This is a genomic window from Endozoicomonas sp. SESOKO3, from assembly GCF_024606255.1.
Genome location: NZ_JAHHPR010000317.1, coordinates 1 through 8,658 on the forward strand (window position 1 = coordinate 1; position 8,658 = coordinate 8,658).

The 8,658-nt window shown below is 47.2% G+C and carries 8 protein-coding genes and 1 pseudogene; 2 read left to right on the plus strand and 7 right to left on the minus strand.

The features are described 5' to 3' along the window. Positions 1-448: 448 nt before the first annotated feature. The 3 genes from recA to KDK18_RS05525 form a co-directional block, all read right to left on the minus strand. The gene (gene recA, locus KDK18_RS05515; protein WP_257253782.1) at positions 449-1,504 is read right to left on the minus strand and encodes a recombinase RecA; all 1,056 of its coding nucleotides are present in this window, start codon (positions 1,502-1,504) and stop codon (positions 449-451) included. A 98-nt stretch (positions 1,505-1,602) separates the two neighbouring features. After that, entirely contained in the window at positions 1,603-1,923 is a 321-nt protein-coding gene (locus KDK18_RS05520) for a CinA family protein (protein WP_257253783.1), read from the minus strand. Then, positions 1,920-2,096: a CinA family protein gene (locus KDK18_RS05525; RefSeq protein WP_257253784.1), complete on the minus strand. Its 177-nt coding sequence runs from the start codon at positions 2,094-2,096 to the stop codon at positions 1,920-1,922. Before KDK18_RS05525 ends, KDK18_RS05520 begins: the two co-directional genes overlap by 4 nt. Positions 2,097-2,275: 179 nt before the next feature. On the opposite strand from KDK18_RS05525, the gene mutS reads away from it, so the two are divergent. Together mutS and fdxA are read left to right on the plus strand one after the other, a co-directional pair. Then, positions 2,276-4,882, plus strand: a complete 2,607-nt coding sequence (gene mutS / locus KDK18_RS05530) for a DNA mismatch repair protein MutS (RefSeq protein ID WP_257253786.1) — start codon at positions 2,276-2,278, stop codon at positions 4,880-4,882. A gap of 187 nt (positions 4,883-5,069) precedes the next feature. Then, the gene (fdxA, locus tag KDK18_RS05535; RefSeq protein WP_257253788.1) at positions 5,070-5,393 is read left to right on the plus strand and encodes a ferredoxin FdxA; all 324 of its coding nucleotides are present in this window, start codon (positions 5,070-5,072) and stop codon (positions 5,391-5,393) included. A 138-nt stretch (positions 5,394-5,531) separates the two neighbouring features. Here the strand turns inward: fdxA and rpoS are convergent, their stop codons facing one another. The 4 genes and pseudogenes from rpoS to KDK18_RS05555 all read right to left on the minus strand — a co-directional run. Beyond that, positions 5,532-6,563, minus strand: a complete 1,032-nt coding sequence (rpoS, locus tag KDK18_RS05540) for an RNA polymerase sigma factor RpoS (protein ID WP_257253789.1) — start codon at positions 6,561-6,563, stop codon at positions 5,532-5,534. 100 nt (positions 6,564-6,663) lie between these two features. Further along, positions 6,664-7,071 (minus strand): peptidoglycan DD-metalloendopeptidase family protein, encoded by a 408-nt coding sequence (locus KDK18_RS14700; RefSeq protein ID WP_257253791.1) that lies wholly within the window; start codon positions 7,069-7,071, stop codon positions 6,664-6,666. Positions 7,072-7,176: 105 nt separating this feature from the next. Further along, positions 7,177-7,449: pseudogene (locus tag KDK18_RS14705) on the minus strand (LysM peptidoglycan-binding domain-containing protein); the annotation flags it as partial. Positions 7,450-7,774: 325 nt separating this feature from the next. Further along, a partial coding sequence (locus tag KDK18_RS05555; RefSeq protein WP_257253790.1) for a DUF368 domain-containing protein occupies positions 7,775-8,658 on the minus strand: 884 nt, incomplete at its 5' end.

The window sequence follows — 8,658 nt, forward strand, 5'->3', positions numbered from 1 at the left end:
AGCATTGCAGATCAGTGCGTTAGAAAGTTGGAAATCTCACGAACGACAAACACTCAATGCGCCGTAAACTGATATTGTTTAGACCTGTCTCTGACACTACGATACAGGCTGTCGTGAAACTCACTGCGCCTGCGGGATCTGACCATCTCCAGCCGCCGTCTTCATACACTGAAAGATGAGGTCACTTCATCAGCCAGTCTTTTCCTGCGCGAATCAGAGCACATTCTGACAGAATCACTTCTTTTTTCAGTTTTTGAACGAACACAAACCTCAATAAGGCTCCCATCACTTTAGAGACCTTCCTCTTTTAAGTTCTCAAATGGTAGAAACACGTCAAAATCCGGGTAACGAATCGAGCTTTACCTGAAACTCATGAAAGCTATGTTCGCGACGTGTCAGCAAATCCCCCGGCCAGCACGTCGAATACCTTTGTCAGAGCTTCCAAAACTTATTCTGTTAGAAGTTCATCCTGAAGTTTTGTGTCTGTTTTTGCGGAGGTTTCTGACCCAGGCTCAGCACTGCCCAACAATTCAGCTCGAATCTGCATTTCTATCTCTTCAGCAATCTTTGGGTTGTCGTTCAGATATTGCGCCGCATTGGCCTTACCCTGACCAATTTTCGTACCTTTATAGGAGTACCAGGCACCAGACTTCTCAACCAGCTTCTGTTTAACGCCCAGATCAATCACTTCACCCATGTGGTAAATGCCCTGACCATAGAGAATCTGGAACTCAGCCTGACGGAAAGGAGGAGAAACCTTGTTCTTGACCACTTTAACCCGGGTTTCATTACCGATGATTTCATCACCCTGCTTCACTGCACCGGTTCTGCGAATATCCAGACGGACAGAAGAGTAGAACTTGAGAGCATTTCCACCCGTGGTAGTCTCGGGATTACCAAACATCACGCCGATTTTCATACGAATCTGGTTGATGAAAATGACCAGACAATTTGCCTGCTTGATAGAACCAGTGATTTTTCGCAGGGCCTGGGACATCAAACGAGCCTGAAGGCCGACGTGGGAGTCTCCCATATCCCCTTCGATTTCAGCTTTAGGAACTAAGGCTGCAACGGAGTCGACAACGATAACATCAACCGCACCGGAGCGAACCAGCATATCCGTAATTTCCAACGCCTGCTCTCCGGTATCGGGCTGCGAAACGTAGAGGTCATCAACATCAACACCCAGCTTACCAGCGTACTGAGGATCCAGAGCGTGCTCCGCATCCACAAAAGCACAGGTAGCCCCCTGCTTCTGAGCTTCTGCAATCACACTGAGTGTCAGAGTGGTCTTACCAGAAGATTCAGGACCAAAAATCTCAACCACACGCCCCTTTGGCAAACCACCTATGCCCAATGCAATATCGAGTTGCAGTGAACCTGTAGAGATAGCTGGAATGGCTTCCTGCTTCTGTTCACCCATGCGCATGACCGTTCCTTTACCAAACTGTCGGTCAATCTGGCCCAGAGCCGCCGCCAGTGCTTTCTTTCTATTCTCATCCATTATTCAAATCCACCTTATGTGTGCTGGCTACTATTCTTTAAATGTTAAAAACCTCAGATACTGTATATTTAAACACTATCTGTATATTTGTCCAGCATTTATCTGGAAATTGCATCCACCAATTTAATCAGACCATCAAGAGCAGTCTCAACGGCTTGTCTTCTCACCTGCTCTCTATTACCGGAAAAGTGAAAAACCTCGGTCGTCACCTGATCATCAAAACACCAACCAATCCATACAGTACCCACCGGCTTGTCATCGGTTCCACCTTCTGGACCAGCAACTCCTGAAATGGAGACACTCAAAGGCACAGAAAGGCGCTTGACCGCACCTAACGCCATGCTTTCCACTACAGGTTGACTGACAGCACCGTAACGATCAATCAATGCAACAGGAACACCCAAAAACTTGTGCTTCATGTTATTGGAGTAGCTGACAATGGCGCTTCAAACCAGCATGAGCTGCCGTCAACAGACGTAAAAGCCTGACTGAGCCAGCCACCCGTACAAGATTCAGCAGCAGCCACTTTCAATTTTGCGGCATGAAGCTTTCCGGCCAGCAGTTCCAGCTTTTTGTTAAAATCTCCGGACATTAATCTCGCCTCTGGCTGATATGAGAAAAAGCCTTTTGATCAAAGTTAGATATACATTCAACAGCCCATAGCTGCCAATGGCTAAAGATAAACCATTGTTCTCATGAAAACAGCCAGCTTTTCATAGTAAAATGATGGATTGTTTATTAACAACCTGAATTCAAGGCTTACCCTCATCTATGAGCCCGCGCAAAGACACCCTAAGTCAGCATACACCGATGATGCAGCAATATCTGCGTATCAAACAGCAACACCCGGAACATCTGGTATTTTATCGCATGGGTGATTTTTACGAGCTGTTCTATGACGATGCCCGCAAGGCTGCCGAGTTATTAGATATAACACTGACAACCCGGGGACAGTCTGCCGGTGAGCCCATTCCCATGTCAGGTATCCCTTACCATGCAGTTGAAGGTTACTTGGCTCGTCTGGTCAGACTTCGCGTCTCTGTCGCCATTTGCGAGCAAGTTGGCGACCCGGCCACAACAAAAGGCCCCGTTGAAAGAAAAGTAGTTCGAATCCTGACCCCCGGCACAGTGAGCGACGAAGCACTTCTGGACGAACAGCAGGACAACCTTCTGACCGCTTTAAGCCGATCAGAAGATCAATATGGAATAGCCTCTCTGGATATCAGCAGTGGTCAATTTACAGCAGTAGAAGTCGCGAGCGAAGAAGCCCTGATGGCAGAAGTTGAGCGTATCAACCCTGCCGAAATTCTCATCAATGACAGCTTTGAATGGCCGGCCCAGGTTATTGAGCGCCCGGGAACGACCAAACGCCCCCCCTGGGACTTTGATCGTGACAGCGCCTATGAAGGATTAACCCGCCAGTTCCAAACTAAAAACCTGCAAGGATTCGACTGTGAATCGTTGACTATCGGCCTTGGGGCGGCAGGCTGCCTTCTACAATACGCCAAGGAAACACAGAGAACCGCCCTGCCCCACATTCGAAGCATACAGCGGGAACTTCGCGAAGAAAGCGTAGTCCTTGACGCAGCCAGCAGAAAAAACCTGGAATTAAGCCAGAACCTCAATGGTGGTCGAGATCACACCCTTTTGTCCGTACTTGATAAAACAGCGACCGCTATGGGTAGTCGATTGCTCTCAAGATGGCTGAACCGCCCCCTTAGAAACGCTCATAAGCTGCAAAAACGCCAATCTATTATCTCAACAATAAAATCGGGCTATTACTTCGAGCAGATTCAACCCTTGCTTCGCGGCGTTGGCGATATTGAACGCATTCTTGCCAGAGTAGCGTTAAAATCAGCTCGTCCAAGAGACCTGGCTCGCTTGAGAGACGCCCTGAATCAGCTACCTGAACTACAAATCATTCTCAGAACGATTGATAATGAGGACATTCATAAACTGGCTGAAGCCATCGGCGAGCATCCTCAGGTTGCTAATCTGCTGAGCCGGTCTATCGTCGAGAACCCCCCTGTCATCATCAGAGACGGTGGAGTCATTGCGGAAGGCTTTGACAAAGAGCTGGATGAGTTTCGTGCTCTCAGTCAGAACGCTGGCGATTATCTTGTTGAACTGGAAAAAAGAGAGAAAGAGAGGACAGGACTACCCAGTCTGAAAGTTGGCTTTAACAGGGTTCACGGCTATTACATTGAGCTCAGCCGAAGAGAATCTGAAGACGCCCCTGTAGACTACATACGTCGCCAGACACTGAAAAATACTGAACGATTCATCACACCGGAATTAAAAGAGTTCGAAGATAAGGCTCTATCAAGCAAAAGCAGAGCGCTTTCAAGAGAAAAAGCACTGTATGACGAATTAATGGACGAGCTTTTGGAAGCTCTGGGCCCTCTTCAGGAAACGGCCATGAGCACCTCCGAACTGGATGTTCTGAACAACCTGTCAGAAAGAGCTGAGGCTCTGAACTTCTGCAAACCTGAACTGAGTTCGGATCCTGGCATCCATATTGAGGATGGTCGCCACCCGGTTGTCGAACAGGTGCTGACAGAACCCTTTGTGGCCAACAATATAGAATTCCATGCCACCAGGAGAATGCTAGTCATCACCGGTCCAAACATGGGTGGTAAATCGACCTATATGAGACAAACGGCATTAATCGTTTTATTAGCTCACGTAGGAAGCTTTGTTCCTGCCAGTCACGCAAAAATTGGTCTGGTAGATAGAATATTCACCCGAATAGGTTCATCCGATGACCTGGCCGGTGGACGATCCACGTTTATGGTGGAAATGACTGAGACAGCCAATATTCTTCATAACGCCACAGCAAGCAGCCTGGTTTTGATGGATGAAGTAGGTCGGGGAACCAGCACCTTCGATGGTTTATCCCTGGCCTGGGCTTGTGCTCATCACCTGGCAGATACTGTTAAGGCATTCACCCTGTTCGCCACTCACTATTTTGAGCTGACTCATTTGCCAGACGAGTGCAACTCAGTTGTCAACGTTCACCTGAATGCCACAGAACACGACGAAAAAATTGTATTTTTGCACTCAGTTCAGGATGGCCCTGCCAGTCAGAGTTACGGTTTACAGGTGGCTCAACTAGCAGGCGTCCCGAGAAATGTAGTCACTCAGGCACGCTCCAGACTGCACCAATTAGAAGAAGGCTCGTCGGCACAGACTGTGCCACAAACTTCAAGGCAGGCCAAAACGGTTTGTAAACAGAACCCGGTTCAGGCAGATATGTTCACAGCTTCTCAGCCACATCCGGCCGTCGAAGCACTCAAGGAACTTAACCCTGACAACCTGTCCCCCCGGCAAGCTCTCGGGTTGCTATACGATCTTAAGTCACTGACTTCAAAAAACTGACTATGCTCATAACCGCTTGAACTACTACCTTATAAACAATGCTGGTAGACTTTACGCCTCAACTGGTTGAGCCGTGTGCCAAACCAGTAAGGGATATGCGATTAGAAATGTCATTCCTGATGGTGACATTTCATAAATGTATTTTGACTGACTTACCATCAGCCTGAACAAACGGAGTGTAACCATCATGACTTTCGTAGTGGGTGAAAACTGCATCAAGTGCAAATACACCGATTGCGTGGAAGTGTGTCCCGTAGATTGCTTTTACGAAGGGCCCAACTTTCTGGTTATCCACCCGGACGAATGTATCGACTGTGCCCTCTGTGAGCCTGAGTGTCCAGCCAATGCGATCTTCTCCGAGGATGAGGTACCGGAAGATCAGCAGGAGTTTATTGAACTCAATGCTGTACTCGCTGACGTCTGGGATAACATTACAGAAAAAAAAGACGCACTCCCTGATGCTGAAAAATGGGATGGTGTGAAAGGCAAGCTCGAGCATCTGGAACGCTGAGAGCGCCCGATATCCGGGGGCTAAGAGCTATGCAGAAATGTCTTGATAACTGCTTTCAATGGTTCGAGCACCAACTCTTCCCCAAACAAAAAGCCATGACCCCGAGATCATGGCTTTTTTATTGCCAAGACAATGCTATCAACTGAACAGGGATTCTCCAGACAACCCCTGTTTCTCAAGGATAGAGCGCAAGCGCTTTAGAGCCTCGACCTGTATTTGCCTGACCCTCTCTCTTGTCAGCCCAATCTCCTTGCCCACTTCTTCAAGGGTGCTGGTTTCATAGCCCCTTAGACCAAACCTTCTGGCCACCACCTCACGCTGCTTTTCAGAAAGTTCACCCAGCCACTTGTCCAAACTGTCGTTGAGATCAAGATCCTGAAGCAGTTCTGCCGGATCAGACTCCTTCTCATCAGAAATAGTATCAAGGATGGACTTATCAGAATCCGGGCCCAAAGGCGTGTCAACTGAAGTGACACGCTCATTAAGCCCCAACATTCTTTTAACATCATCAACCGGCTTATCCAGCAGATGAGCGATTTCCTCCGGGGTTGGATCATGATCTAGCTTCTGAGTCAGTTCACGAGCCGCCCGGAGGTAAACATTGAGTTCTTTAACCACATGAATCGGAAGACGAATGGTACGTGTCTGATTCATAATGGCTCGCTCAATGGTCTGACGAATCCACCAGGTAGCGTATGTTGAAAAACGGAATCCGCGCTCAGGATCGAATTTTTCAACCGCCCTGATGAGACCCAGATTTCCCTCTTCAATCAGATCCAGAAGTGTCAGACCACGATTGACATATCGCCTGGATATCTTGACGACCAGACGCAAGTTACTTTCAATCATACGACGCCGACCCGCCTCAACGCCTCGACGGGCAAGACGCGCATAATGCACTTCTTCCTCTGGTGTCAACAGAGGTGAAAAGCCAATCTCGTTGAGGTAGAGCTGAGTGGCATCGATAGACTTATAGAAGCCATCATCATCGCGACGGGCTCTACTGTAATCTGACGCACTGGGTGTAAACGTCTGCGGTGCAGGTTCTTTCTCTTCAACTTCTTCGTTTTCATTAAGATCAGAATCCAGCACGTTATCAATTTCACTCTTTCCCTGGGTAAAATCCTCGGCAAAACTACTTTGCTCTGAGTCATCCCTCTTTGCTGCCATAAGAGTCAGTCCTATCCGAAAGCCCCACTGTCTGTCGAACAACCAACTGAGGGTTGAGCCGACACCCGTGAGATCCCTCTACCGACACCACATATTGAAATCAGCGTTCAGGCAGGAATCGCATTGGGTCGACCGGTTTGCCATTATGCCGAATTTCAAAATGCAGCTTAGGCTCTGTCGTTCCTGTAGAACCTATTTCGGCTATCTTCTGGCCTGCTTTAACTGAGTCTCCTTCACGCACAAGCAACTCCTTATTGTGAGCGTAAGCGCTCAGATAGCTGTTGTTATGTTTCATAATAATCAGCTTGCCATAACCAGCGAGTTCACTGCCAGCATACACGACCTCGCCTGTGGCTGCTGCACTTACAGGCTCTCCCAATTTGCCTCTGATATCAATCCCTTTATTCAGCCCATTGCCGTTGTTGTACATACGCACCACTTTTCCATTGGCCGGCCAGTGCCAGCTTGAAATGTTGGATAATCGTTCTGTTTTATCAGCTGTTTTCACTGGTTTTTTTTTAACCACATAAGACTTTGATGAGGTTGTGGTGCTCTTTCTTACAGGACTCGAAGAACGGGATACATAACTTGAGGGAGTCAAGTTAACATGTTGACCCGGAAAGATAGTATAAGGTTGGCGTATTCCATTGATAGCAGCTAACTCTATGAAATCTCTACTATAAAGCCAAGCTATAGAAAAAAGGGTCTCACCGTCACGGACTATATGACTGCCACTGCTTACTTTTGGTGGCAGCCTGAGCTCTCTAACCTGAACTGAGGAAGGATCATGGGCACATCCGGTCAGTAACAGAATCAATGTTATCCAACTGACTATTCTTGAGCAAACACTCAAATTAATTTCTTGCTCAAGACGATTGCCTGTCATTCACTCTGCTCCATACTTGGTCACCGAGGCACACCTCAAAATATAATAAATTTAGATATATTTGAATTTTCTTAATCTAAAAAAATATATCAATACAGGTAATAACGCCTACATTTCGGCGAAATTCACCTAGGAAATGTCACGACTGCCGAAACACTCTTTTCATATCAGACCGGTTCCACACTATTGGCAATCGATTTGAGTTCATTAGACCGCAACATCGACATACCATTCCAGAAAGGAGCTATGGAACGGGGAAGATCAGCAACCCATAGTTCATGATAATGAACCGGTTGATTAACTGTTCAGAAAGAGAATTTAATAATCAATCTTCAACAAAGCGACTACCGAATTTTTCAAGCAGAACAACCAGCAAGATACCTGCCAACATCAAGGCAATCGATGGCAATAGGTAAGCCGAGTGACCGGACAGCGTTTCATAGGCCCAGGGAGAAATATTTCTTTCCAGAAAAGGAACTTCCTGACCCGAACTGTTTATTCTTGTTTCCAGTGTTTCTTTCCACGGCCATACTTTTCCGAGGGCACCCAGCATCAAGCCCGTCAAGAGCGACAGAGCCAGATCACGATGCTGTTTTAACAGCCAGGCAAGGACATGAGAAAATGTCAGCAACCCGACAATACATCCAGATCCAAATGCTGTCAGCGCCAGAATATCCAGACCTTTCACGGCAGCTAAAACAGCGGGGTACAACCCCATCAACAGCAGGATAAAACTGCCGGAAATGCCCGGCAAAATCATTGCAGATATAGCAATACAGCCGGCAAAGAACAACATCAGGTAGGAAGGAGTCAGAGATGTAGGCGTCAGTCTCCCGATAAAATAAGAGACACAACAACCGAATACAAGAAGTATCATGGAGGAGACACTCCAACTCTTTATCTGTTTGAGCATATGAATGCCTGAAATCAATATCAGGCCAAAGAGAAAAGACCAGATGAGTTCCGGGTAGCCTTCCAGCAGGTACGTAATTAGATGGGCAAAACTCAGTATACTGAACAAGATTCCGCCAAACAGCAGAATCAGAAAATTCCCATCAATATACTTCCAACACTGAGCAATCCCTTCGGATTTAAGCTTGATCAGTAAACCGGGATTAATACTCTTCAAGGCATTTAACAGGCGATCATAGATACCGGTAATAAAGGCAATGGTACCTCCTGAAACGCCAGGAACGACATCGGCAGCCC